The following is a 24,378-nucleotide window of genomic DNA, read 5'->3' on the forward strand; positions in this document are numbered from 1 at the left end:
CTCTCAGCAAACATTTATTATCCCTGAGAGGGAGTGAGTTTATTACTTATTGATAGCGTCAGATGACAAGTACGAAGAAGTATTAAAAGACTGCATAAATTCTGTCTGTTGCTCCACTAACGTCAGGTTACTATGTGTGGCAGAGAAAGTACTCATCGCTTCTATTAATTCTTGAACTTGTATGCTCGTCAAATCATAACCGTCAGCCGTGTGAATAACTTTGTTTTTGTAATCAGTAGCCGAAAACCAGTTCATCAGTTCAACAGAGTCTTCGGAATTTTTTTCGTTAATCATCAGGTTAGCGTTCTTTTTGGAGAACCAAAGATCGCTAAATGTAGCGTCATTGAACTGCAGGATATCCGGGCTTTCTGATTTGAGCGCTGAATCCTTAACTTGATCTTTTCCATGGCCGTTAGAAAACAGATAAGTGTCCTGGCCGCTGCCTCCGTTTAAGGTGTCATCTCCTGCGCCGCCGTCTAAAACATCAGTACCACTTCCGCCACTAAGACTGTCGTTACCTGCGCCGCCTATAAGGCGGTCTGCGCCATACCAGCCTGACAGCCTATCTGCACCTTCATTCCCAGTTGAGATAACACCTGATGTGGCCAGGTCGTCTGCAGTCAGTGTCACGTCATCAAAAATGAATTGGCTGTAGCGAAAGTCACTGCTTTGCCTGTCGTCGTGAAAATAGTAACTCAATCTCACGCTATCTTCAGTACCGTATGCTTTGATAATCAGGTCATTACCATCACGTTCAAATATTGCCGAATCTGACTTTGCACCCGTAAAACGAAGAAAATTGCTTTCTTTCTTGGTAGAAAAATCGTACATCGTATCCTGGCCGTGCCCCGCTGCGAAAAGGTAAGTATCACTGGCTCCGCCGCCATTTAGGTAGTCGTTACCCGCACCGCCTTCCAGGATATCAGTGCCACTACCGCCACTAAGACTATCGTTACCAGCGCCACCCGTCATTCTGTCTGCGCCATACCAACCTAATAGACTATCTATACCTTCAGTCCCAGTTGAGATCACACCTGTTGTGGCCAGGTCGTCTGCAGTCAGTGTCACGTCATCAAAAATGAATTGGCTGTAGCGAAAGACACTGCTTTGCCTGTCGTCGTCCATGAAATAATAACTCAATCTCACGCTGTCTTCGGTGCCATAGGCTTTGATAATCAGGTCATTACCATCACGTTCAAATATTGCCGAATCTGACTTCGCACCCGAAAAACGAAGAAAATCGCTTTCTTTCATGGTAGAAAAATCGTACATCGTATCCTGGCCGTGCCCCGCTGCGAAAAGGTAAGTATCACTGTCTCCGCCGCCATTTAGGTAGTCGTTACCCGCACCGCCTTCCAGGATATCAGTACCACTACCGCCACTGAGACTGTCGTTACCCACTCCTCCCTCTAAAATATCATTGCCTCCTCCACCGCTCAGGCTGTCGTTTCCGGCACCGCCAGTCATCCGGTCTACGCCATACCAACCAGAGTATGTGTCATTTGCCTCGGTGCCTGTATACGTCATACCCCTTGCCGCCAGATCTCCCACCGTCAGCGTAGCGTCGTCAAACACAAAACTGCTGGTGCGGTAATTACTTGTGGAAGAACTACTTTCAATAAAATAATCAGTTAATGTCACGCAATCTTCTGTGCCATAAGCGTTAATAATGAGGTCGTTACCCGATCTATCGAAATTCGCAGATGTTGCCATTGAGCCCACAAAACGAATAACATCCCCGTACTGTTTATTGTTATATGAATGAATTTTATCCTGCCCGTGCCCGACATAAAATAAATAAACCTCTGATTTATTTCCGTCATTAATCAGCAATTCATCTCCACTCGTGCCTCTTCTATATTTAGAAAATGAAAGACTGACTTGCTCCACTTCATTTTTGAAGTCAGTAGTATAAGTAAGCAGGTTTAAGAAAGTATAGCTGACATCATAAAAGTGAATGACATCTGTCTTTTCTTCTTGAGCAAGATACTGAGTAAAGGCATCAATATTTAATGATATTTTATCATCTTTATATTCGATAGTTACCAGATTAAATTCATCCTGATAAGCAGTCTGAATCATTAACCGGGCTAAAGAGAAATCATAATACTCCTGATACTCTTTTTGAAGCATAGCTATTCTATTTGGCAAACCATTCAAATTATCTGTAGAGAGAATATCTCCGGTAATGACCTCAAGAAAAGCCACTTTCCGTGCGTCAAATTCATCACCACGAAGAGTAGGACTAACATTCTCCACGCCAGCCCAGTTGAAGAGAATATCCTCTAACAGATTGCTTTTACTCGCATCAAGGGGATTAGCAATAAATTGCTCAACAAGTGTTTTAAGCTTATCATTTCGGCTCATGGCAATATGCAAATTGACCATATTCCCTGAACCTTTCAGGAAAGGCATGCCAAGTATTTCTTCAGTAAGAACATACTCACCGCTGTATCGTGTGTCCGCAGTGTTTGTGTCGAACCACACATCAGATGAAGCGGCTGTAGTACTATCATTAAATGTTATTGTACTTGTTTGCCTGTGAGCATTACCGTTCTCATCCACAAAAGTGGACGAACTATATTTCGTTGCAATAGTCTTTATATTTAATTGATCTAACGCGGTTAATTCTCCACTATCAACATGTCCATTACTGTTCTCATCTTGCCAGACACGTAATTGCTGCCAGATAGCATCTCCTGAATCTAATTGACCATTTTTATTATCATCCAGATCCTTAAGCGCGTCATACCCGTTAGTCGCCAGATGACCGTTTTTAAGCCTGGTGTTATTACCAAACAATTCCGCACCTGAATCGATCAGACCGTCCCCATTAATATCCCTGACTAAAAGTCCGTCATCTGCACCAACCCAACCGGTACTTTCTTCAAAAAAATTCCCGTCATGATCAAAATAGATACCCTGTTGTTTACTTAAGGTTTCGATACCATCACCGTCTAAATCGAAAATAATGGGACTGAGTTCATTTTTGGCATCATCTAAACTTGGTGTACGTCCCGGAATGCGGTACCCATATTTATCAATCACCCCTCCCTCTACTAATGCATTATAAGCATTTAATTCTGGGTGGCCGCGGTAGATAAGGTCTATTCCTACACCCACTGTAATCCCCACATGCGTACCATAAGTCTCAGTAGCCAATGTTACCGAGAGGTCTTTAAATGCTTGTTTTCCAGCTGCTTGCGGATCCTTTTTATATAACTGATACAGATCGTAAGCATATTCACCCTTCCCTGCGGCCCCCAACGCCGTAGAGAGGCCCTGAGCAGCCCTTACCGGTTTTCCATCAAGCAGATTGTATCTATCATTATATTTAGCCGCATCAGCCCGATGCCCAGCAGCAGCAGTGGCGGCTGCATTTCTTTCGGCTTCTAAGGCGATGTATGCTGCACTCCCTCGTCCACCACTGGCATCCATTGCAGCAATTTGAGCGTCTAATGAAGCTACCCGACTGTTTTCTGCCACCGCGGCGAAGGTAGATGTAGCAAATTTTGAAGCCGCATCTACTTTACTGGCATTTACATCAGAAGTTCCGAGCTTAGACTCCACAAATGTATCAAAATTATCTTTTAAATCACTTAGAGTTTCCGGAGATTGATCCTTCGCATATTCAATAATGAGATCGGTTATGATATTTTCTTGCTCTTGAGTATCAGACATAATATAACTCCTTTTATATAAAAACCTAAATTACCACCAATTAATATTCATGCTAAGCTTTAGTTTAATATCAAAAGCATTCCCATTTACACATTTTATGGTTATTGCAAGCTGGAAATATTACTGAAAATAAAAATGTAAAGCGAGTTCTTAATTACGACCTGGGTCACAGATATCTTTATTTATCCTTCGCTACCTCGCAGATCCATAGAAATATAATATTTTTAATTAAATCTCATCAAATCGATGAATAATAATCACATTTAATTCAACATAATTATTACGATTCCAGTCAAAATAATTCTGGCGATATGAATGACGCCAGATAACAGGCAAAAAAATCCCCGGTGAGGTCACCAGGGATTTCCTGAAAAACTATTATTTAAATGGTTTTAAATCTTCAGCTTCACATAATCAATCGCTCGGCTGATGATCCCGCCCTGCGCGACGTCTTCCAGCGCCACCAGTGGAACAGTTTTGATCACTTTACCGTTATCCACGATATTGATGTTGCCGAGCTCCTGACCTTTGTTAAGCGGTGCTTCGACCTGCGGATTGGTCAGCACGTACTGGGCTTTCAGCTTATCGGCATCGGCCTGCGGAACGCTGATGAACACATCGCTCAGTGAACCGACTTTCACCTGATCGTTAGCCCCAAACCAGACGTGCTCGCTGGAAACAGTCTGATTGGCTTTGAAGATTTGCTTGCTGGTGTACTCACGGAAGCCCCAGGTCAGCAATTTACGCGCCTGGTCTTCACGCCCTTTCGAACTTTTCCCGCCCATGACCACCGCAATCAAACGACGATCGCCCTGCGTGGCCGAAGCAATAATGTTGAAACCTGCACTTTCGGTGTGACCGGTTTTCAGGCCATCGACCTGCAGGTTTTTATCCCACAGCAGGCCGTTACGGTTTTGCTGAGTGATGTTGTCATACGTCAGCGATTTCTCGCTATACATGTGATATTCCTCAGGTTCACCACCGATAATCGCGCGGGAAAGTTTGGCGAGATCATAAGAAGTTGTGTACTGACCCGGCGCATCCAGACCGTGTACAGTTTCGAAATGGGTATTGGTCAGCCCCATGCTCACGACGTATTTGTTCATCATACCCACGAAGCTGTCCTGGCTGCCGGCCACATAATTCGCCATGGCAACACAGGCGTCATTACCGGAGGTAATGATAATGCCGCGGATCAAATCGCGTACCGAAACGCGATCGCCCGGCTTGAGGAACATCAGCGAAGAACCTTCCAGACTTTTATTACCAGCGACCCACGCTTCCTGCGGCACGGTCACAATGTCGTTCATCGTGATTTTCTTCTGATCCAGTGCGCGGTCAATCACGTAGCCGGTCATCAGTTTGGTCAGGCTGGCCGGGTTACGACGGTCATCCGGGTTCCCTGCTGCCAGCACATCACCGCTGGCGTAATCCATCAGGACAAAAGACGCGGCATCAATGCTCGGGGGAACAACCGGGAAATCCAGTGGCGCAACAGCGCTCGCACTGCCCGCAGAGAACAACAACACACAAGATAAAACACTTATTACACTACGTTTCACTGAATCTTCCTTAAACATGCCGCATTGACCTGAACATAAATCCGCTCAGCATCTATACAAATAATCATACAAAAAAGTCATAGATCGAGATCTGCGGCATAGGGTGCCTGAAAACGGCGTTCAGAAAAACCCTTAGTCTTTTGCTAAGCATTTCATAATGAAACGATTCGGTTACAAGTTGGATGCTTTAACGCCAAAACAGGCAGTGACTGACGTAATCAGTTTTCGTTATCGCAAGATGCTGTTTTTGAAACCATTGAAATTGACTTTAAACGCCCGCCTGTCGCGGAAAATTTGCATTATGCCCCGATAAACCCTCGCGATAGACAGCTTCTATCACACCATCACGGCATTCGATTAGACGTAATCCCATCACCCTCCTAAACTTGTGACATAAAATTAACAATCGGATTAACAATTCGTCGATCCGGTTGTTTACAGACCAGATAAAAACCACCTGCGAAGCATAATTATGAAATTCAAAACTGAGATTAAACCCTACCACGGCGCGGCCGGTGGCTGGGGTGCATTGGAATCTACCACCCGTTTCGTCTTCGACAGTAAGAAAGTCCTTTCCAACCTGCGCAACCTGATGCGTGTTAACAAAGGTCGCGGTTTTGACTGTCCGGGCTGCGCCTGGGGCGATGACAACCACAGTACGTTTAGCTTCTGTGAAAACGGCGCGAAAGCCGTCAGCTGGGAAGCAACGCGCAAAGCGGTCGAGCCTGAATTCTTCGCGCAGCACAGCGTCAGCAAACTTCGCGAACAGAGCGATTACTTCCTCGAATATCAGGGACGCCTCACCCACCCGATGCGTTATAACCGCACCACCGATCACTATGAACCCATCAGCTGGGACGCGGCTTTTTCGCTGATCGCCAGCCATCTGAAAGGTCTGGAAAGCCCGGATCAGGCGGATTTCTACACCTCCGGTCGCGCCAGTAACGAAGCCTCCTACCTTTATCAGGTGTTTGGCCGCATGTTCGGTACCAACAATTTTCCTGACTGCTCCAACATGTGCCACGAAGCGAGCGGCGTCGGCCTCAAACAAAGCATTGGCGTCGGTAAAGGCACCATCCGTCTGGATGATTTTGAAAAGGCCGACGCGATTTTTGTCTTCGGCCAGAACCCCGGCACCAACCACCCGCGTATGCTGCACAGCCTGCGTCACGCCGCCGATCGCGGCGCGAAAGTGGTCAGCTTCAACACGCTGCGTGAACGTGGTTTAGAACGTTTCGCCGATCCACAAAAACCGCTGGAAGTCGTCACGCCGAAAGCCGGTCGCATCAGCTCTGCGTACTATCAGCCGAATCTGGGGGGCGATATGGCCGCCGTGCGCGGGATCGTCAAAGCGCTGTTGCAGATTCACCGCGAACGCATCGCCTCCGGCCAGCCTTCCCTGTTCGATGATGAATTTATTGCGCAGAACTGCGTTGGCGTGGACGACTATCTGGCGATAGTCGATGCCACCAGCTGGGAAAAAATCACCGAACAGTCCGGCCTGAGTGAACAGGATCTGCGCGAAGCCGCGGCTATCTATATGTATGCCGAACGCGTGATTTGTACCTGGGCGATGGGCATTACCCAACACAAACATTCCGTGCCGACCGTGCGCGAAATCACCAACCTGCAATTACTGTTCGGCCAGCTTGGCAAACCGGGTGCCGGTTTGTGTCCGGTACGTGGTCACAGTAACGTGCAGGGCAACCGTACCATGGGGATCGACGAAAAAGCGCCGAAAGCCCTGCTGGATGCGATGGAAAAACACTATCACTTCACGCCGCCGCGCACGCCGGGCCATAACACTGTGGAAGCGCTGGAGGCAATGCTGCGTGGCGACGCCAAAGTGCTGATCTGCCTCGGCGGGAATCTGGCTGCGGCAGCACCGGATACACCGCGTACCCTTCAGGCGCTGAGCAATCTGGATCTGTCGGTGCAAATCAGTACTAAACTGAACCGCAGCCATCTGACGCCGGGTCACGAAGCGCTGATCCTGCCAACGCTGGGCCGCACCGAGCTGGATATGCAGGCCACCGGCTCGCAGTTCATCACCGTCGAAGATTCCTTCAGCATGGTTCACGCGTCCGAAGGCGTGGGAATTCCGTTGTCGAAAGAGCAGCGTTCCGAAACCGCGATTGTCTGCGGTATCGCCGATGCGGTGCTTGGCGACAAATACCTCGACTGGATGGCCCTTGCGGATGACTACAACCTGATCCGCGACCATATCGAAGCGACCATTCCTGGTTTCCAGGACTTTAATGCACGCTGCGACATCAAAGGCGGTTTCTATCTGGGCAATGCGGCGGCGGAGCTGAACTTCAATACCTTAAGCGGCAAAGCCAATTTCAGCGCTGCTCCGTTACCGGAAGTGTTGATCCCGATGGGCGATCAAAATGCGCCGTTTACCCTGCAAACGTTGCGTTCGCATGATCAGTACAACACCACAATTTATGGTCTGGATGACCGCTATCGCGGCGTGTACGGCCAGCGTGAAGTGCTGTTTATTCACCCTCAGGATCTGGCTGATTTAGGGCTGAAAGACGGCGAACTGGTGGAAATCGAAACGCTATGGAACGACGGCGTAGAGCGCAAAGTCAGTGGATTCAAACTGGTGAGCTACGATATTCCGCGCGGCAATCTGGCGGCCTATTATCCTGAGACAAACCCGCTGGTGCCGATGTCCAGCTTTGGCGACCAGACCCACACCCCGACCTCGAAAGCCGTTCCGGTTACCATCCGTCGCTGTGAGCAAACGGTCGATCTGCAACGTATCGCCTGAACCGTTTTGCGAGGCATGCCGTAAATCCCCCCTTTCGCTTCAGGGTTATGAGGCGAAAGGGGGATAAGAGCTTGCCCGACGGGGTCAGATCGCGTAAAACTGTCTGCCGCTAATCGAGCCACATTAACCCCCAATTCCCTGGACGATATGTTTCAAGATAACCCGCTGCTCGCGCAGCTAAAACAGCAACTTCACTCTCAGACTCCACGTGTCGAAGGCATCGTGAAAGGCACTGAGAAAGGCTTTGGCTTTCTTGAAGTAGACGGCCAAAAAAGCTATTTCATTCCGCCTCCGTACATGAAAAAAGTCATGCACGGGGACCGAGTGATCGCCTCCCTGCAAACCGAAAAAGAGCGTGAAGTCGTCCAGCCGGAAACCCTGGTTGAACCTTTTCTCAGCCGTTTTGTGGGCCGCGTGACCAAGAAAGACGACCGTCTTTCCATCATTCCCGATCATCCTTTATTACGCGATGCCATTCAGTGTCGCGTAATGCGCAACATCAATCACGAAGTGAGCGATGGCGACTGGTGTGTGGCCGAAATGCGCCGTCATCCGCTGAAAGAAGGCGATCACAGCTTCCAGGCTGAAATCACCGAGTGGATCACCACCGGCACCGACGATCTCGCGCCGTGGTGGGTCACCCTGGCACGTCACAATCTGGAACGTGAAGCGCCAAAATCTGAAATAGCCGAGCTGCGCGATGAAGGTCTGACCCGCGAAGATCTGACGGCCCTGCCCTTTGTCACTATCGACAGCGGCAGTACGCAGGACATGGATGACGCGCTGTTTGTGAAAGACAACGGCGACGGCACCCTGCAAATGACCATCGCGATTGCTGACCCGACGGCGTACGTCGCCGAAGGCAGCGACCTCGACAACACGGCAAAAAAACGCGCATTCACCAACTATTTGCCGGGCTTTAATATCCCGATGCTGCCGCGCGAATTGTCCGACGACATCTGTTCCCTGTGGCCGGACGTCAGCCGTCCGGTTCTGGCGTGTTCCGTCACGCTGGGCACCGATGGCGCACTGGGCAGCGACATTCGTTTCTTCGCCGCGACCATTGAATCCAAAGCCAAGCTGGCCTACGACAATGTCTCTGACTGGCTTGAAGCGGATGAGAAAAGCGAATGGCAGCCTGCCAGCGATGTGATTGCCGACCAAATTCGCCTGCTGAAACGCGTCTGTGACGTGCGCAGTGCATGGCGTACAGAAAACGCGCTGGTGTTTAAAGATCGTCCTGATTACCGCTTCGTGCTGGGTGAGAAAGGCAACGTGCTGGAGATTGTCGCCGAGCACCGCCGTATCGCTAACCGTATCGTAGAAGAATCGATGATCGCCGCCAACGTGTGTGCCGCTCTCGCCCTGCGCGACAGCCTCGGTTTCGGCGTCTATAACGTGCATACCGGTTTTGATCCGTTGCTGGTTGAGAACGCGGTTACCATACTGCAGGCCAACGATGTGGAAGCCAACGCCGAAGAGTTGCTGACTCTGCCGGGCTTCTGCGCACTGCGCCGCAAGCTTGACGCATTGCCAACGCAGTTCCTCGACAGCCGCATTCGCCGTTCCCAGACTTTCGCAGAAATCAGCACCTCGCCGGGGCCGCATTTCGGTCTGGGTCTGGAAGCGTATGCAACCTGGACTTCGCCGATCCGTAAATACGGCGACATGGTGAATCACCGTTTGCTGAAAGCGATGATCCTCAACCAGTCTGCAGAAAAACCGCAGGATGAGATGACCGTTCAGCTGGCCGAACGCCGCCGCGCCAACCGTATGGCCGAGCGCGACGTCGGTGACTGGCTGTATGCACGTTATCTGGAAGATAAAGTCGGCACTGACGTTAAGTTCAGCGCCGAAATCATCGATGTCACCCGTGGCGGCCTGCGTGTCCGCCTGCAAGATATCGGCGCCGTCGCCTTCATCCCTGCTCCGTTCCTGCACAGCGTGCGCGACGAACTGGTATGCAGCGCGGATACCGGCACCGTTCTGATTAAGGGCGAAGTGGCCTACCGTCAGAGTGACATCATTGATGTAGCGATTGCGGAAGTACGGATGGAAAATCGCAATGTGATTGCCAGGCCTGCTGCTTAGCGAACCCTGGGATTATTGATGTGAGTGAAAAGCCGGTTTAGAACCGGCTTTTTTTTTGTGCGGGTTGTAACCCGACCGGAGGGGAACCGCACAGCGGCGGGATTTTGCGGCAATAACCGGAGTTTCTGAAACATAGCCCGTTTGCATAGAGATTCTTAAGAGGCGCGGCGACAGGCGCCTCTTAAGGCCGGTTTGGGCGGCAGCCCAAGGTTTTGACCGTGAAGTTGAAGTTAAAAGCCGCCCATTGCGCGGCCCCGCACGATCAGATCTGGTAGTCAATTACCGTCTCACTCTCCTGCCCCGACGCAAACACCTTCTCCTTAATATCATTCACTGATAACCCCGGATTACATAATTCGATAAATCGCCAGACATAGTTACGCTGCAACTGCGCCCTTTTCAGACCCAGCCAGACGGTGTTGGCTTCGAATAAATGTTCGGCATTAATGAGCTGAAGACCGGTGTCGCGGGCGGCTTCGTAAGCTTTGTCAGCGAGAATACCGACGCCTAAACCGAGTTCGACGTAGGTTTTGATCACGTCAGAATCCTGCGCGCTGAGCACGATATCCGGGCTGAGTGCGGCACGACTGAAGGCTTCGTCCAGCCGCGAACGGCCAGTAATGCCCTGACGATAGGTAATCAGCGGTTGTTCGCTGAGATGTTGCAACGTGACTGGATGCTGCAACGTCAGCGGATGCCCCTGCGGGACCACGATGGCGTGGTGCCAGCGGTAATACGGAAACGCGGCGACAGAGGTGTCGTTCATCAGCTTCTCGCTGGCGATAGCAACATCCGCCTGCCCGCTGAGCAACATCGCCAGCACTTCGTTTGGAGAGCCCTGATGCAGCTCCAGCCGGACGCCAGGGTAGATGGCGCGGAAGGCTTTGATGACTTTCGGCAGGCTGTAACGCGCCTGAGTATGCGTGGTGGCGATGGTCAGTACGCCCGCGTCCTCTTTGGAGAAGACGTCCGCCAGACGACGGATGTTCTGGGCTTCGTTGAGAATTCGCTCAGCAACGGCCAGTAACTCTTTACCCGGCTCGGTCAGCCCCAGCAAACGTTTGCCGCGACGGATAAAAATCTCGACGCCCAGCTCGTCTTCCAGCTCGCGGATGTGGCGGCTGACGCCTGACTGCGAAGTGAACAACATGTTCGATACTTCGGTCAGGTTATAATTGCATCGCGCTGATTCCCTGATAATTTTGAGTTGTTGAAAATTCACCGCCGTCGCCCCTGTCTGTTCTAAAACCCTATTGTTACGGCCTGCGGGTATGCCAGACAAATAAGAAAAAGCGGTTACTTATGCTTTTTCCGACTATAGAGAGTGACAGCGGTTTCAGATTTACTCCGGCACCGGCGTCAGCACCGGTCTGGCGGAGAAATGCGCGCTGAGGTTATCCAGCACCAGCGCCAGCATATTTTCGACCGACTCCGGCGAGCGCCCTGCCACATGCGGCGTGATCACCAGATTATCCAGCGTCAGCAACACAGGCGGCACCTGCGGTTCGCCGTCCACCACGTCCAGCGCGGCACCGGCGATTTCATGACTTTGCAGGCTGGCTGTCAGCGCGTCTGTATCCACCACGCTGCCGCGCGCAATGTTAATTAAAAATCCTTCAGCACCCAGTGCGCGCAACACGGCTGCATCCACCAGCCGGACAGTATTTTTGCCCCCCGGCGTGGCGACCACCAGATAATCCGCCCAGGCGGCCAGTTCGGTCACGCTGTGGAAATAGGTGTAAGCCGTATCCGCCTGCGGCTTACGGTTGTGATAACCAATTGCCATATCAAATCCGCCCGCCGCGCGACGGGCAATCAGCGCGCCGATGTTGCCAAGCCCTACGACACCGAGCTTTTTGCCCGCCATGCCGGGGACATTCCAGCGCGCTTTATTCCACTCACCGCCGCGAACCGCCTGGTCAAACTGAGGAATGCGGCGGGTAATGGCCAGCATCAGCGCCAGCGTGTGGTCCGCGACAGAGGAATTATTGGTGCCCGGTCCGTGGGTGACGTGAATACCGCGCGATTTTGCCGCCGCGACGTCAATATGTTCATACCCCACGCCCTGCGCACAGATGATTTCCAGCTGCGGCATCGTTGCCATTTCTGCATCGCTCAGGCCAATACTGCCGATGGTTAACACGGCCTGAATTTGCTGTGCAAGTTCGCAGGAAAGCGTGGCGCGCTGCCCTGGCGTGGTGGCGAAATGGAGGGTAAATCCGGCGGCGGCAAAACGTTCAGGATAGCCAGCGTCCAGCGGGACATGGCTTAGCAACGCGATAGTCATGGGGGCTCCTGTTTCATAAAAGACGGCAAATACTTTCAGCGCCCGCCCTGATTGCAGCGGGTCAGAAAGAATATCTGTGAATGCCGCCACTAAGTACAGAAGTTAAACTTTGCAGAATGATGCAGACGAAAAATGCCGGTGTGAGGGTTCACACCGGCGAATTTAAACAGTACGGATTAAATAACTAAAAAGTATTTCTGACAGCGGATTACACCGCCTTATGTTGATAAGTCGCGATAATCTTGCTGTAGGCGTAAGACTCGGTGCCTTCATAAGTACATTGATAGAGGTTGTTGTGATCGCTGGTGTGACACATTTCCAGACCCTGATTGTAATCGCGGGTCGCATCCCAGCCGGAGATGGTGCCGAAATTGTATTTCTTCGCCAGGTCGATCAGTTTTTTCATATGCTCGGTAGTAAAACTCGGGCCGGTGTCGTTGATACCAAACATCGGCGTCACACCAATACGACGCCAGAGTTTGGCATCTGACCACTCGGTGAAAACGGTTTTGATCTGACGATGCATCGCCAGCATCGACATCTCCACACCGGTATACATGTCCGGCGGTGGCGCCACGTCGCCGAAGTCCATCGACATGGCGTTGAACAATGCCGGTGAAATCCCTGCGTCATGCACCATGCGCACAAAATCAATCCCGAAGGAAGTCAGGCCCTGGGAATCGTCAGACGTTTGCCCAGCAACCGGCAGCGTGAAGGCGATTTGCAGTGACGGATTGTTTTTTTGCACTACCGCCATGGTCGCCAGCAAACGGCTAAGCATTTCAGTCTGCTGTAACGCGCCGCCTTCGATATCGAAGTCGATATGGTTCACGCCGTAGTTATCCAGCACGCCCTGATACAGCGCAGCCAGCTCACCCACGTCAGTGATGTGCTCTTCGAGGAAGTTGGAGTTCGCCCCGCCGAAAGAAATCGCCACATCGCCACCCGCCGCGCGGAACGCCGCGATATCTGCTTTACCGTAATCTGACACCGTTGCATCACCGGTAAACTCTGCGCCGTAGTCGCCAACGTTCGCATCAGTGATACTCACCAGACCACCCCAGCAAGGACGGTAGTTCGGTGCGCCGTTACCGGCATTCATATCGGCAGATGTAATGAAGCCCAAGGTATAGGCTTTCAGACCGGACTCTTTACCGAACACGCTCGGACGCGGCGTCGGCCAGCCGGTGAAATCCATAAACGGCGCGTGGTTGAAGCTGTAATCACCGGAATCCGGCAAGGTTTTGTCTGTGGTGACATTCAGCGCCGGGGATTTTGCCGAGAAATTACTGGCCATATCGTAAGCACGTACCTGAACGCTGTAGGCCGTTTCCGCCGTCAGCCCGACCAGAGTCACCGAGGTGGTGGTAGTTTTTTGAGTTTTGACGACATTAGTTTTGGTGTTGGTATACGTGACTTCGTAACCGCCCACCATCACGTTATCGGTAGATGCCGTCCAGCCTAAGGTCAGGGTCACCGCCCCGCTCGCCACCACTTTCACAGCAGAAGGTATGGTCGGTGCCTGAGTATCGGCTACCTGATCGGCCACTTCGCCGTTGACTTTGAAGCCGCGCGGCAGATTACCGATGCTCACGCCGGTGTTGTTGCCGACCATAATGGCAAAAGTGCCTTTGCCGCCCGCCGGGATCACGCTGCAATCGTCAATCAGCGTGCCTTTAATCGGGCTGCTCCAGGTTTCGAATTGGAAGTTGATGTTGGCGGAAGCGCTCTGAGAGTTATCAAGCGTAAATTCAACTTTGCCTGATTCCAGGTCGGTATCCGTCATATTAAATACGTCAATTGAACAGGAAGATGACCAGACATCGTCAGCATTTTCCCATGCTGCGGAAACCATATATTTTTGTTTGGTAGTGCTCATAAATCGTGACTCCGAAAAAAGATGTAAGTGAATGTCGGAAAGCAGATGACGGCGTGTGGCAAGATTCGTTGTCTCATCGCTCGCTGCTGCTTTCTCTGTGGCCAGTATCGGAGCCTGATTTCAAAAGAGAAAATCACACTGCATCATAAATTTTCGTGAGAAACGTATTCTTCAATATCAACGAGTAAGAGGGAAATGTGTGCTTTTTGGTGATATGCAAAAAGGCATCAATCAGGAATATTTTCTCCCCACTGATTTTTCGATATACGCGGTTAGATGCCTCTTTTTAGTCATGTAAAAAAAGCGTTATTCGCCGGTTAATTGGCCCCTGGCAGGGGAAAAGCCGGAACTGCAACTACACTGATTTGATAGCAACGGACAAGCGGCCCCATGAGCCGCGGATCTTTTTCGCTCAATTCTTTCTCAGGATTTATTCTGATTGACCTGCTCAGGAGTGTGAAACGAATGGCAAAAGCCCGATCCAGCAAAGTGACCCAACCCACAGCCAGTACTGATGAAGTCCGCACTGTCCCCTCCAATTCCCAGGTCAACATCGCTGTTGACGAACTTGGTGTGCGCATCATGCATCCTTACAGCGACGGCGAAATCGTTCGCAGTTTCGATTCGGGCCACACTACCCGCGTGCGCGAAGGTTTACCGGTACCGCTCGGCGCGACGTGGGACGGTCTGGGCGTGAACTTCGCGCTGTTTTCCGCGAATGCCACCAAAGTCGAACTGTGTCTGTTTAACGACGAAGGCGAACAGTACGACGTGATCGAACTGCCGGAATACACTGATGAGGTCTGGCACGGCTATCTGCCGGATGCCCGCCCAGGCCTGTTGTATGCCTATCGCGTACACGGCCCTTACGCGCCACACGACGGACACCGGTTTAATCCGGCCAAGCTGCTGCTTGATCCGTACGCCAAGCAAATCGTCGGCGACCTGAAATGGGACGACGCTCTGTTTGCCTATGACATGCAAAGCGCCAAGAAGGATTTGCATATCGATAACACAGACAGCGCGCCTTTTCTGCCCAAGTGCCGCGTGATCGACCCGGCCTTTTCCTGGGCGCGTTCGCGCAAAAAGCATATCCCGTGGGAAAAAACGCTGATCTACGAAACGCATTTGCGCGGCTACACCATGCGTCATCCGGCAGTGCCGGAGCATCTGCGCGGCACGTTTTCCGGCATGAGCACGCCACACATCGTTGAATATATCCGCTCGCTCGGCGTGACCTCCGTCGAACTGATGCCGATCCACGCGTTTACCGATGACCGGCATCTGCAGGATAAAGGGCTGCATAATTTCTGGGGCTATAACACGCTGAGCTTCTTCGCGCCGCATCCGCAGTATATGGCGACGCACACCGTGAACGAATTCAAGCAGATGATCGCCACCTTCCACGCCGCCGGTATCGAGGTGATCCTCGATGTGGTCTATAACCATACGGCGGAAGGCAATGAGCTCGGCCCAACGCTGTCGTTCAAAGGGATCGACAACGCCAGTTATTACCGGCTGATGCCCGATAATAAACGCTATTACATCAATGATACCGGTACCGGCAATACGCTCAACCTCAGCCATCCGCGGGTGTTGCAGATGGTGACGGATTCGTTGCGCTACTGGGCGACGGAAATGCAGGTGGATGGTTTCCGCTTTGATCTGGCGACCATTCTCGGGCGCGAAAGCTACGGATTCGACGAAGGCTGCGGGTTCCTTGATACCTGCCGTCAGGATCCGATCCTCAGCCAGTGCAAACTGATCGCCGAACCCTGGGATTGCGGCCCCGGCGGCTATCAGGTTGGCGGGTTTCCGCCGGGCTGGATGGAGTGGAATGACCGCTTCCGTGACACAGTGCGTAAATTTTGGCGCGGGGACGAAGGCCAGCTGGCGCAATTTGCCACGCGGCTTTCCGGTTCAGCGGACATCTTTAATCACCGTGGACGCAAGCCTTACGCCTCGGTGAACTTCATCACCGCACACGACGGTTTCACCCTCAATGACTGGGTTTCTTATGAGAAAAAGCACAACAGCGCCAACGGGGAAAACGGCAAGGACGGCAGCGATAACAATATTTCAGCCAACTACGGCGTCGAAGGCCCGACTGACGATGCGGAAATAAATGAGCTGCGCCTGCGGCAGATGCGCAACATGCTGGCAACGCTGCTGTTTTCGCAGGGTACGCCGATGCTGCTGGCCGGGGATGAATTCGCCCGCTCGCAGGAAGGTAACAATAATGCGTATTGTCAGGATACCGACATTGCCTGGGTGAACTGGAACGTTGGCGATAAAGGCAAATCGCTGCTGCTGTTTACTTACCGGCTGATCGCCCTGCGTAAACGTTTTCCGATTTTGCATCGCGGACGATTTCTCACCGGTGCGGTCCATGAAAAGCTCGGCGTGAAGGATGTGAGCTGGTTCCAGCCGCAGGGGCCGGAAATGACTGATGCCGCGTGGAGCGATCCGCACGCGAAATGCATCGCCATGCTGCTCGATGGCCGCGCACAGCCAACCGGCTTGCTGCGTCAGGGATCGCTGAGCACCGTGCTGCTACTGTTTAACGCCTCGCACAAAGACGTCATGTTCACCCTGCCGTCGGTGGCACACGGTGAGAGCTGGCGGCATATTCTCGATACCTTCCAGCCCGATGACGTGAACGAACATAACTTCGATTTTGGCCGCGAATATGTGTGCACCTCGCGAACCGTGGTGCTGTTTGAATTGATCAGCACTGCGAAACATTAATCAATAAACGACATCGCCGCGCTGCTTCAGGCATTGAGGATCTGAAGCAGCGTTTCACGCCCTTCCGCCAGCCCTTTCTCGCGGCCAATCGCCTGACGGCTAACGCCTTCAGCGCGGATGACGTGGCAATCTGCCACGCCCATCAGTTCCAGAATCGACGCCAGATACGGCTCCTGAAAATCATGCAGCTTGCCTTCCGGCGTGCTGTACACCCCGCCGCGCGTGGAAGCGATATATACCGTTTTTCCGGGGATCAGCCCCACCACGCCCTGCGGCGTATAACGGAACGTCAGTCCTTTCTGGCACACCTGATCCAGCCACGCTTTGAGATTGCTGGGGATAGAGTGGTTGTACATCGGCGCGCCAATCACCAGCACGTCGCAGGCGGTCAACTCTTCAATCGACTGATAAATGCCGTCCAGCTCGGCCACTAACGCCGGCGTCATCACTTCTTCCTGGGAATTATGCAGCATGCTCATGGCGGCGGCGGAAAGATGCGGCGGCGGCGTGGTGCCAAGATCGCGGTAAGTCACTACAGCGTCATGATGGCGGGCACAAAGTTCGGCGACAATCGTGGCGGAAAGTTCGCGGGATACGGAGCCTTCAGTAAACGGGCTGGAATCAAGGTGTAAAATTTTCATAAGGGCCTCTGTTTTCATCTCTTAATAAGAATGAGCACAGGGTAATCGTTGTGGTAATAATCCAAAATACCTGATATCACAACGCATCGTTGCAAATTAGCAACAATACTCAAGCGGAAGCATCGACATGCAGGACAATCTCAATGATATGGCGCTTTTCGCCGCCGTGGTAAAACATCAGGGTTTTACTGCCGCCGGGCGCGCGCTGGGTGTATCGAAATCCCTGCTCAGCCGCCGCGTGGAGGCGCTGGAATCGCGCCTCGGTGTGCGTCTGTTGCAGCGCACGTCGCGGCACTTTTCCGTCACCCTCGTAGGCGAACGGTACGCGGCTGAATGTCAGAAACTGCTGGAACAGGCGCAGTGCGCACAGCAAGTGATTGATGATTTGCAGCATAGCCCGCGCGGGCTGTTGCGAATTTCCGCACCGGTGATGATGGCTGAAACGGTGATAGCGCCGTTGATGAAGACATTTCTGACGCGTTACCCGGAGATTACGCTCGAGCTTCTGGCGATCAATCGCGCGGTAGATCTACTGGAGGAGAACTTCGACGTCATGATCCGCTCGCACAACGAGCCACTGGAGGATTCTGGCCTGCATCGCAAACCGCTCGGCACATTGCGCTACGTGCTTGTCGCCAGCCCGGCCTTTATCGCCGCCCTGCCGTCACCACCGTCCGTGGAACAACTGAGCGCACTGCCCACGCTGGTGCGCAAAACGCCCTGGGCCGGGGAGCAATGGGAACTGATGCATCCGCAGGAAGGCCCGCGCAGAATAACGCTGACGCCGCGCATGGTGAGTAATAATTTGCTGGTGTTGTGTCAGGCGGCCGCCGATGGGCTGGGTATCGCGCTACTGCCTGAAATCGCCTGCGCGCAGCGGATCGCGCAAGGTGAACTGCAACATCTTCTGCCGGAGTGGCATACGCCGCCCTCTTCGGTTTCAGCGTTGTATGCCAGCCACAAAGGCCAGTCTCCGGCGTTGCGGGTCTTTCTGGATTTCCTCAGCGAGACGCTGAATAACCCTCTGTGAACCACATTATTCCGGGTCTTTGAGATAGGCTTTGAACTGCGGCGACATATAGCTTTTAAAACTGTCGCCCTCTTTGGTGATCAGATACACCGCCAGATGTTGCTGCTCCGCCAGCGCCAGCGCTTTGTGCGTTCCTAACACCATCAGACCCGTATCCCAGCCGTCAGCTTCCAGCGCAGTCGGCGCAATCACGGTCGCGGACACCAGTTTGTGAGTGACAGGCTCGCCTGTCGCCGGATCGATAATATGCGAGAGGCGTTTGCCGTTTAGCTCGTAATAGTTGCGATAACTGCCGGACGTGCTGATGCCCATGCCCTGCAAATCCACAATTGCCTGCACGGCCGTCTCTTTGTCAGTCGGTTTTTGAATCGCCACCTGCCAGGGTTTACCCCTGGCGTTATGGCCGCGTGACACCACGGCACCGCCCACCGACACCAGATAATTGCTGATGCCATTGCCTTCGACCAGCCGCGCCAGATGATCGGTCGCATAGCCTTCGCCGACCGTCGAGAGATCGACATACATTCCCGGCAAATCTTTTTGCAGGTACTGCCCGTCACTCTGCTGAATCACTTTCAGATGCTGCAAGCCAATCCGCTCACGTGCCGCGGCGATCTGTTCCCGCGTCGGGGTTTTCACCGGCTGCTTATCCGGGCCAAATCCCCACAGATTGACCAACGGGCCGACGGTGATATCCATCGCGCCGCTGGTTAATGTCCCGATGCGCATCGAGGTGACAATGGCATCCGCCATCCCGGCGCTTATCGGCTGCGGCACGTTGCCCTGATACTGGTTAAAACGCGAGAGCACCGAATCGTCTTTGTACGTCGACAACTGGTGATCGTCTTCTTTGAGCTGTGCCTCGATTTGCCCGCGCAGCGCCGCTTCCCGGTTTTTATCGACCCCCGCAATGCTGACTCTATAGAACGTGCCCATGGTGTTGCCTTCGATGACCAGCGCGCTGTCCTCGACGGAAGACGCGCCATCGCAGGCGGATAACAAACTGACGGCGGACAGCAACAGAGCGTGACGCAGTAAAACCGGTGATAAAGACATGAAGAAAGACTCGTCTGAATGCCCGAAGCCGGGCAAGAAAAGGTGCGCAATAGTAAAGGATGACATCTAAACCGCAGTGGAACTGCGGCAAATTATCCCGATATTTTACCGCCGGGTAAAGCCACGTCGTCGCCGGTAAAAATTCCTGAAATGTGCGCTGCGGCAATAAATGGCATTTTTGAATCTATACTTAGCTGCTGGAGCAGAAAGTCATTTACATCAATGAGGCTCTGTTCTGCCACACAATTGAGGAGAAAGAATGCCGTACCTTGATGATCCCTTAATTATTTTCACTGACCTGGATGGTTCGCTGCTTGACCACCACGATTACAGCTGGCAACCCGCGCAGCCCTGGCTGGACCGGCTTGCCACCGCGCAGATCCCGTTGATTCTGACCACCAGCAAAACATCCGCAGAAGTGGCGGCCTTGCAGTCTGCTTTACAGTTAACGCATCTCCCTTTTATTGCCGAAAACGGCGCCATGATCCACTTCCCGGCCAGCTGGAGGCCTGAAAGCCCGGTGCCTGGCGCACGCTACGCCGATATCCGCCATACGCTTGAGGAGTTGCGGCATCGGTATGATTTTGAGTTTCGCGGTTTTGGCGACGTCACGCCCAAACAGGTCGCCATCTGGACGGGACTGTCTGAGCCGGATGCAGCACTGGCGATGCAACGTGAAGCCTCTGAGCCGCTGATCTGGTTTGGCAACGATCTGGACTTTAGCCATTTTAAAAAATGCCTGACCCGCGAAGGTCTGGCGCTGACCCGCGGTGGTCGTTTCTGGCATGTGATGGGAGTCGATGCGGGAAAAGGTCCGGCGGTGCAGTGGTTAGCAGCCGAATACCAGCGCCAGCGCGGTAAGCCGGTCATCACTCTCGGGCTCGGCGATGGGCCGAATGATATATCAATGCTGGAAGCGGTCGATCACGCCGTGGTCATCAAAGGCCATCACGATCATGCGATGCCGCTGAGCCGTCACCACGCTTCACAGGTATTTCGCACCTCGGAGTTTGGCCCGCACGGCTGGGTTCAGGGACTGGACCATTTTATTACGCTCCCGGCACGGGAAATTCAAAAATGATTGAGAAGAGAAATACTTTAGCTGTTGTTTGTTCCCAATAATTTTATCAATTCTAAAATTGGAGAATACCGCATGAGTGATTTTTATCAGGATGGTGTCATTACTAATTTCCATAATTTGACTAACCGTAAAGTTGAAGAACTGGAATACGATTTGCAGGTGTTTTCGGGCCGACGCTCAATGGGATTAATATTACCTTCGCTTTTTTCAGAACTTGAAGGTCCGGCGCTGACAAAAATTGTCGATGAACTGACAAAAGTCCCCTATCTGGAAGAAATTGTTATTGGTTTGGATCGTGCTGACCGCGATCAGTTTTTATTTGCTCGTGAGTTTTTCTCCCGCCTGCCGCAGCGTCACCGTATTTTATGGAATGACGGCCCGCGCCTCAAAGCGCTGGATGAAGAGCTAAAAAAAGAAAATCTCTCACCGATGGAACCGGGCAAAGGCCGTAACGTCTGGTTCTGTGTCGGCTACACGCTGGCCTCGCGGCGCACGTCCGTCGTGGGCTTACATGATTGTGACATTGTCACCTATAGCCGCGATATGCTGGCGCGCCTTATGTATCCTGTCGCCAATCCCAATTTCCATTACGATTTCTGTAAAGGCTATTATGCCCGCGTGGCAGATGGGAAATTCAACGGCCGCGTGGGCCGTCTGCTGGTCTTCCCGCTGCTCAAATCCCTGCAAATCGTCTACGGCCACTCCGATTTCCTCGAGTATCTGCGTACTTTCCGTTATCCGCTGTCCGGGGAATTCGCCATGCGTACCCACGTCCTGAATGATCTGCGGATTCCGAGCGACTGGGGTCTGGAAATCGGCGTCCTTTCGGAACTTCACCGCAACACCGCCACCCGCCGTATCTGTCAGGTGGATATCGCCGATAATTACGACCATAAGCACCAGCCGATGTCAGAAGATGACGCCACCAATGGCCTGCAGCGCATGAGTATCGACATCACCAAAGCGCTGTACCGTAAAATGGCGATTTTGGGCGTCAACATTACCAGCGAATCTTTCCGCATTCTGAAAGCCACCTACTATCGCAATGCGCTGGATATGATCGATGGATTCGAGAATGATGCGCGCATGAACGGATTGTCGTTCGATCGCCATAGCGAGGAATCCGCGGTAGAGCTGTTCTCGGGCGCAATCATTGAAGCGGGTCAGGCTTTTGTCGATACGCCGAGTGAAAAGCCCTTTATCCCGAGCTGGAGCCGCGTGCAGTCGGCCTTCCCGGATATGCTGGATCGCCTTCACGAAGCGGTAGAAAAAGATAATGAAGGCGACGTGTAATTTCGCAAGATAATTTGATGAGACAAATCAACGCTGCAATTGCAGCGTTTTTGCATTTGGTCAATCAAAAACCGACGCCAAGAATATCCTCAGCCACGATAAATTGATTCACCCAATGTATTCGTTAAAATTTTTATATATTTTTTACGAATAAATTGACCCATATCTAAATCTCATTGATTCTCAATTCGTCTAAATACCTCGTGCAGATCAAAATAATTGGAAAAAAAAACCATTAAAAATCGTGCTTTTTAAACATTTCGCTCTTTTCGCGCCATTAAGCTACTTATCACTCGCTGCAAAAGATGTTAAAATTGACCCATATCAATATTGCCTGAGTGACTCTTATGATCCCGGAAAAGCGTATTATTCGACGTATCCAATCTGGTGGCTGTGCGATCCATTGTCAGGACTGTAGCATTAGCCAGCTTTGCATTCCTTTCACGCTGAACGAGCACGAACTCGATCAGCTCGACAACATCATCGAAAGGAAAAAGCCGATCCAAAAAGGTCAGGCATTGTTCAAAGCCGGCGATGAATTGAAATCCCTTTACGCTATCCGTTCCGGGACCATCAAAAGCTACACCATCACCGAACAGGGTGATGAACAGATCACAGGTTTCCATCTGGCGGGCGATTTAGTCGGCTTTGATGCGATTGGCGGTCTGCAACATCCAAGCTTCGCACAGGCGCTGGAAACCTCCATGGTCTGTGAAATCCCTTTTGAGACGCTCGACGATCTCTCCGGTAAAATGCCTAATCTGCGCCAGCAAATGATGCGACTGATGAGCGGCGAGATCAAAGGCGACCAGGATATGATCCTGTTGTTGTCGAAGAAAAATGCGGAAGAAAGACTGGCGGCGTTTATCTATAACCTCTCCCGTCGTTTCGCAGAACGTGGTTTCTCTCAGCGCGAATTCCGCCTGACGATGACCCGTGGCGACATCGGTAACTACCTCGGTCTGACCGTGGAAACCATCAGCCGTCTGCTTGGCCGTTTCCAGAAATCAGAAATGCTGAGCGTAAAAGGCAAGTACATTACTATTGAGAATCATGCCATGCTTTCTCAATTAGCCGGCCAGTCTGTTGCGGTATCTGCCTGATAGTCCACATCGTTAAATTTTGAGTCGGCTCAGCAACGAATAATTTGTTGATCCGACTCAATTTCTCCTCTGTCCGATTGCTTAATCTTGGTTTACTCTGTACTTAATACAGTGAACGCTGTTCTCTCACAGGTGTTAAGGAGTCCCCATGGCTAAGTATCAAAATTTACTCGTTGCTATAGACCCCAATCAGGATGATCAACCTGCTTTGCGTCGCGCCGTTTATCTGGTGCAACGTAACGGTGGCCGAATCAAAGCTTTCCTGTCTATTTATGATTTCTCCTATGAGATGACCACCATGCTGTCGCCTGATGAACGGACCAGCATGCGACAGAGTGTGATCAATGAACGGGCTGAATGGATTAAAGAGCAGTGTAAGTACTACATCGAAGCAGGTATCCAGATTGAAGTGAAAGTGGTCTGGCACAACAAACCTTTCGAAGCGATTATTCAGGAAGTCATTGCAACTGGTCACGATCTGCTCCTAAAAATGGCTCATCAGCACGACCGTCTTGAATCCGTGATCTTCACCCCTACCGACTGGAATTTACTGCGCAAATGTCCTTGCCCGGTGTGGATGGTCAAAGACCAGCCGTGGCCTGAAGGCGGTAAAGCCGTTGTTGCAGTTAACCTTTCCAGCGAAGAGCCCTATCACGATCCGCTGAACATCAAACTGGTAAAAGAAACCATCGATCTGGCCTCTCACGTCAATCAGACTGAAGTGCATCTGGTCGGTGCGTATCCGGTTACGCCAATTAATATTGCCATCGAGCTGCCGGACTTCGACCCCAGCGTCTATAACGACGCAATTCGTGGTCAGCACCTGATTGCCATGAAAGCATTGCGACAGAAATTCCAAATTGATGAGAAATTCACGCACGTGGAAAAGGGCCTGCCGGAAGAAGTGATCCCGGATCTGGCTGAACATCTGCAGGCCGGTGTAGTGGTATTAGGCGCGATTGGCCGTACCGGATTATCCGCGGCGTTCCTCGGCAATACCACCGAACAGGTGATCGACCATCTGAAATGCGATTTGCTGGCCATCAAGCCGGACGATTTTGAATGCCCGATTACGCAAGACGATGATGAAGAGGATGACGACGAATAACGTCTGAATTCCTAAACCTTAATTCTTACGAAATAAATA

At 51.9% G+C, this 24,378-nt stretch carries 15 protein-coding genes; 8 read left to right on the top strand and 7 right to left on the bottom strand.

Going from position 1 to position 24,378, the window contains the following annotated elements; translation table 11 throughout:
- Nucleotides 1-42 precede the first annotated feature (42 nt).
- Complete coding sequence (locus tag I2123_RS25470; protein WP_244879813.1) at nt 43-3,681, bottom strand: calcium-binding protein; 3,639 nt, start codon at nt 3,679-3,681, stop codon at nt 43-45.
- 392 nt (nt 3,682-4,073) lie between these two features.
- Nucleotides 4,074-5,243: a serine hydrolase gene (locus tag I2123_RS12960; protein ID WP_213050648.1), complete on the bottom strand. Its 1,170-nt coding sequence runs from the start codon at nt 5,241-5,243 to the stop codon at nt 4,074-4,076.
- A gap of 472 nt (nt 5,244-5,715) precedes the next feature.
- On the opposite strand from I2123_RS12960, the gene I2123_RS12965 reads away from it, so the two are divergent.
- Together I2123_RS12965 and I2123_RS12970 are read left to right on the top strand one after the other, a co-directional pair.
- Nucleotides 5,716-8,022 (top strand): FdhF/YdeP family oxidoreductase, encoded by a 2,307-nt coding sequence (locus I2123_RS12965; RefSeq protein WP_213050649.1) that lies wholly within the window; start codon nt 5,716-5,718, stop codon nt 8,020-8,022.
- Nucleotides 8,023-8,169: 147 nt separating this feature from the next.
- The gene (locus I2123_RS12970; protein ID WP_213050650.1) at nt 8,170-10,113 is read left to right on the top strand and encodes an exoribonuclease II; all 1,944 of its coding nucleotides are present in this window, start codon (nt 8,170-8,172) and stop codon (nt 10,111-10,113) included.
- A gap of 262 nt (nt 10,114-10,375) precedes the next feature.
- On the opposite strand, the gene cbl is transcribed toward I2123_RS12970, so the two are convergent.
- From cbl to I2123_RS12985, 3 genes are all read right to left on the bottom strand, one after another.
- Nucleotides 10,376-11,335: an HTH-type transcriptional regulator Cbl gene (gene cbl / locus I2123_RS12975; protein WP_112167736.1), complete on the bottom strand. Its 960-nt coding sequence runs from the start codon at nt 11,333-11,335 to the stop codon at nt 10,376-10,378.
- 120 nt (nt 11,336-11,455) lie between these two features.
- Nucleotides 11,456-12,400 (bottom strand): 2-hydroxyacid dehydrogenase, encoded by a 945-nt coding sequence (locus tag I2123_RS12980; protein WP_112167735.1) that lies wholly within the window; start codon nt 12,398-12,400, stop codon nt 11,456-11,458.
- A 208-nt stretch (nt 12,401-12,608) separates the two neighbouring features.
- The gene (locus I2123_RS12985; protein ID WP_213050651.1) at nt 12,609-14,279 is read right to left on the bottom strand and encodes a fibronectin type III domain-containing protein; all 1,671 of its coding nucleotides are present in this window, start codon (nt 14,277-14,279) and stop codon (nt 12,609-12,611) included.
- A 465-nt stretch (nt 14,280-14,744) separates the two neighbouring features.
- Between I2123_RS12985 and glgX the strand changes: the two genes are divergently transcribed.
- The gene (glgX, locus tag I2123_RS12990; protein WP_213050652.1) at nt 14,745-17,027 is read left to right on the top strand and encodes a glycogen debranching protein GlgX; all 2,283 of its coding nucleotides are present in this window, start codon (nt 14,745-14,747) and stop codon (nt 17,025-17,027) included.
- Between the two features lie 26 nt (nt 17,028-17,053).
- Here glgX and I2123_RS12995 read toward each other — a convergent pair whose 3' ends face one another.
- Entirely contained in the window at nt 17,054-17,668 is a 615-nt protein-coding gene (locus I2123_RS12995) for an FMN-dependent NADH-azoreductase (protein ID WP_112167732.1), read from the bottom strand.
- Nucleotides 17,669-17,795: 127 nt separating this feature from the next.
- On the opposite strand from I2123_RS12995, the gene I2123_RS13000 reads away from it, so the two are divergent.
- Nucleotides 17,796-18,698, top strand: a complete 903-nt coding sequence (locus tag I2123_RS13000; protein WP_213050653.1) for a LysR substrate-binding domain-containing protein — start codon at nt 17,796-17,798, stop codon at nt 18,696-18,698.
- Between the two features lie 6 nt (nt 18,699-18,704).
- Here the strand turns inward: I2123_RS13000 and apbE are convergent, their stop codons facing one another.
- Nucleotides 18,705-19,754 carry an FAD:protein FMN transferase ApbE gene (gene apbE / locus I2123_RS13005; RefSeq protein WP_213050654.1) on the bottom strand — a complete coding sequence of 350 codons (1,050 nt, stop codon included), beginning with the start codon at nt 19,752-19,754 and terminating at the stop codon, nt 18,705-18,707.
- Between the two features lie 259 nt (nt 19,755-20,013).
- Between apbE and I2123_RS13010 the strand changes: the two genes are divergently transcribed.
- The 4 genes from I2123_RS13010 to uspE all read left to right on the top strand — a co-directional run bounded on the left by I2123_RS13010 (nt 20,014) and on the right by uspE (nt 24,339).
- Nucleotides 20,014-20,835 carry a mannosyl-3-phosphoglycerate phosphatase-related protein gene (locus I2123_RS13010; protein ID WP_213050655.1) on the top strand — a complete coding sequence of 274 codons (822 nt, stop codon included), beginning with the start codon at nt 20,014-20,016 and terminating at the stop codon, nt 20,833-20,835.
- 72 nt (nt 20,836-20,907) lie between these two features.
- Complete coding sequence (locus I2123_RS13015; RefSeq protein WP_056770652.1) at nt 20,908-22,128, top strand: glycosyltransferase family protein; 1,221 nt, start codon at nt 20,908-20,910, stop codon at nt 22,126-22,128.
- Nucleotides 22,129-22,475: 347 nt separating this feature from the next.
- On the top strand, nt 22,476-23,231 hold the full coding sequence (gene fnr, locus I2123_RS13020) for a fumarate/nitrate reduction transcriptional regulator Fnr (protein WP_112167729.1): 756 nt from the start codon (nt 22,476-22,478) through the stop codon (nt 23,229-23,231).
- 148 nt (nt 23,232-23,379) lie between these two features.
- Nucleotides 23,380-24,339 (top strand): universal stress protein UspE, encoded by a 960-nt coding sequence (uspE, locus tag I2123_RS13025; protein WP_112167728.1) that lies wholly within the window; start codon nt 23,380-23,382, stop codon nt 24,337-24,339.
- The last annotated feature ends 39 nt before the right edge of the window (nt 24,340-24,378 follow it).

This window comes from Rahnella inusitata, assembly GCF_018288855.1.
GTDB lineage: Bacteria > Pseudomonadota > Gammaproteobacteria > Enterobacterales > Enterobacteriaceae > Rahnella > Rahnella inusitata.

What these genes read in the sequence shown, in the direction of transcription:
- I2123_RS25470 (WP_244879813.1), bottom strand. Translation starts at nt 3,681, where the DNA reads ATGTCTGATACTCAAGAGCAAGAAAATATCATAACCGATCTCATTATT.
- I2123_RS12965 (WP_213050649.1), top strand. Translation starts at nt 5,716, where the DNA reads ATGAAATTCAAAACTGAGATTAAACCCTACCACGGCGCGGCCGGTGGC.
- I2123_RS12970 (WP_213050650.1), top strand. Translation starts at nt 8,170, where the DNA reads ATGTTTCAAGATAACCCGCTGCTCGCGCAGCTAAAACAGCAACTTCAC.
- I2123_RS12980 (WP_112167735.1), bottom strand. Translation starts at nt 12,400, where the DNA reads ATGACTATCGCGTTGCTAAGCCATGTCCCGCTGGACGCTGGCTATCCT.
- I2123_RS12985 (WP_213050651.1), bottom strand. Translation starts at nt 14,279, where the DNA reads ATGAGCACTACCAAACAAAAATATATGGTTTCCGCAGCATGGGAAAAT.
- glgX (WP_213050652.1), top strand. Translation starts at nt 14,745, where the DNA reads ATGGCAAAAGCCCGATCCAGCAAAGTGACCCAACCCACAGCCAGTACT.
- I2123_RS12995 (WP_112167732.1), bottom strand. Translation starts at nt 17,668, where the DNA reads ATGAAAATTTTACACCTTGATTCCAGCCCGTTTACTGAAGGCTCCGTA.
- I2123_RS13000 (WP_213050653.1), top strand. Translation starts at nt 17,796, where the DNA reads ATGCAGGACAATCTCAATGATATGGCGCTTTTCGCCGCCGTGGTAAAA.
- apbE (WP_213050654.1), bottom strand. Translation starts at nt 19,754, where the DNA reads ATGTCTTTATCACCGGTTTTACTGCGTCACGCTCTGTTGCTGTCCGCC.
- I2123_RS13010 (WP_213050655.1), top strand. Translation starts at nt 20,014, where the DNA reads ATGCCGTACCTTGATGATCCCTTAATTATTTTCACTGACCTGGATGGT.
- I2123_RS13015 (WP_056770652.1), top strand. Translation starts at nt 20,908, where the DNA reads ATGAGTGATTTTTATCAGGATGGTGTCATTACTAATTTCCATAATTTG.
- fnr (WP_112167729.1), top strand. Translation starts at nt 22,476, where the DNA reads ATGATCCCGGAAAAGCGTATTATTCGACGTATCCAATCTGGTGGCTGT.
- uspE (WP_112167728.1), top strand. Translation starts at nt 23,380, where the DNA reads ATGGCTAAGTATCAAAATTTACTCGTTGCTATAGACCCCAATCAGGAT.